Here is a 1,644-nt window from a genome sequence, read left to right as displayed (position 1 = left end):
ACGGCGTTTTTCAAGACAGTTGTCGCCTAAATTGTTAAGCAGCTTCTTTGTGTTGCTCTGGATTTAACTCCACAGCGCCTATTGGCTGCCAGTTTCGCTCTTCTTTTGACCATCGCTCTGGATGTTCATTTCTTTTTGTCTGATACAACGCTTTTCGCTTCGCCAGTATTCCCACATCAAGACCATCATGCCTCTGGTTTGGTGTCACAAACTTAATCCTGCTATGGCGATGCTCGTTGTTGTACCAATAAACAAATTCATTGACCCATTTACGCGCGGCTTCTAACGACTTAAACCCTTCACTAGGCCAACGTGGATGATACTTTACCGTTCTAAATAGCGATTCTGAGTATGGATTATCATTGCTCACCCTTGGACGGCTTCGTGAGGTCACAACGCCTAAATCGTACATCTTAGCTCGCATCGTCAGGCTCTTCATGGGCGCGCCATTATCTGAGTGCAACACAACGTTTTTCTTTAAGCATTTCTCTGACCAGACCGTACGCTCTAGTAGTGCTGCAGCTTGCTCACCTGTTTCACTGTCGTGAACTTCCCAACCGACGATTTTTCGACTGTAAATATCTTCTATCATGTACAGATAATAGTGCTTTCCTATCACCGTTGTAGGCAGGTAACTGATATCCCAACTCCACACTTCGTTCGCTTTTTTAGCCGTATAACTGGTTGGCTTTTGATGAACATTTCTCGGCTTAGCTTTGCCTCGGTGGTGCAACATGTTTTCTGCATGCAAGATACGGTAAAAACTCGACTCAGAAGCAATATACTCACCTCTGTCGGCGAGTATAGGTACAATTTGGCTTGGTGGTAATGAAGCAAACTCTTCACGGTTACACACATCAATCACGCCTTGTCTTTCAGCCTGACTCAGTTTATTCCCAGGCTCTGGCCGCGTAACTGTAGGCCTTTTATCTGCGCCAATCTCACCGTCTATTCGCCAACGCTGTAAGGTTCTTGTTGATAATCCAATCACGTCACAGGCCTTATCTTGCCTCGCACCTGATGCTACTGCGGTGATGACCCATTGCGCGTATTTCTGCCTATCGGTCAGCGAAATCAGTCTTCCTCTTTTTCTTTCCAATAGGCATCGAACTTTTTTCCGAGGACGAGTAAAGCTGCCGCTTCTGCTAACGCTTTATCCTTTCTACGTAACTCTCGCTCGAGCTCGTTAATGCGTTTTTTATCGGTCTTCTCCTCAGGTGTTATCTTGGCTTTTCTCGTGAGTGTTGTGCTTGGATTGCCGGCAATACAAGCTTGCTTCCATTCGTTAACTTGCTCAGGGTATAACCCTTTAGCTCGGCAATATTCACTTAACTCAACTGCCGACAAAGAGGCGGTTTCCAATACCACTGAAAACTTTTCCTCACTTGACCACTTATCTGATGAACTGACTTTTGACACGTTTAACCCTGAGGTATTAAATTGCTTTTGCCAACTATACAGGGTTGAAAGCTTAATGCCTTCTTGCTCTGCAAACTGACGAACCGACAAATCACTTTGACTAAGCTTGTTTAATATCGCTTCTTTAAATTGAACTGAATGCCTTTGATAATTCACTTGCTTTAACTTACCGCGCCCTGTTTATTTGTAAATTAATTGAGGCGACAACTATCCTGACACAGGGGG

General features: G+C 44.6%; 1 protein-coding gene. It reads right to left on the bottom strand.

From position 1 onward, the window contains the following. Positions 1 to 34 precede the first annotated feature (34 nt). Positions 35 to 1,575, bottom strand: a protein-coding gene (locus tag AAEY97_RS21080; RefSeq protein WP_338725138.1) for an IS3 family transposase whose coding sequence is annotated in 2 segments (ribosomal slippage) — positions 35 to 1,110 and positions 1,110 to 1,575 — 1,542 coding nt in all. Because the reading frame shifts where the segments join, the coding sequence is not laid out codon by codon here. Positions 1,576 to 1,644: the final 69 nt, after the last annotated feature.

Source organism: Shewanella sp. TB7-MNA-CIBAN-0143, assembly GCF_040310065.1.
GTDB lineage: Bacteria > Pseudomonadota > Gammaproteobacteria > Enterobacterales > Shewanellaceae > Shewanella.
This window is presented reverse-complemented; position numbering and strand designations above follow the sequence as displayed.